The organism is Parendozoicomonas sp. 2304DJ65-17, assembly GCF_058148445.1.
In genome coordinates this window covers 1-277 of record NZ_JBYVJV010000051.1, presented here as the reverse complement: position 1 = coordinate 277, position 277 = coordinate 1, and the positions used below count along the sequence as shown (strand labels likewise).

General features: G+C 42.2%; 1 protein-coding gene. It reads right to left on the bottom strand.

Translation table 11 applies throughout. From position 1 onward, the window contains the following. Positions 1-277 (bottom strand): nucleoside recognition domain-containing protein (locus tag ACY2RR_RS24500; RefSeq protein ID WP_490110820.1); only part of this gene is annotated, 277 nt, incomplete at both ends.

Here is a 277-nt window from a genome sequence, read left to right as displayed (position 1 = left end):
GCAAAACCTAACAAATACATAAACATGAGTGTAAGTGCTTGTAAGCTAAAAATACCCAAGACACGTTGCTCTGGGATGACTAAAGCAATAATAATAAGATACACAGGAAGTCTAGCCGAACAGGTCGTAAAAGGCGTGACCAAAATGGTAATAAGACGTTCTTTCCAGTTTTCTATGTTACGGGTTGCCATAATAGCCGGAATGGCACAAGCCGTACCTGCAATAAGCGGCACCACACTTTTTCCACTAAGTCCAAAACGACGCATGACACGATCCA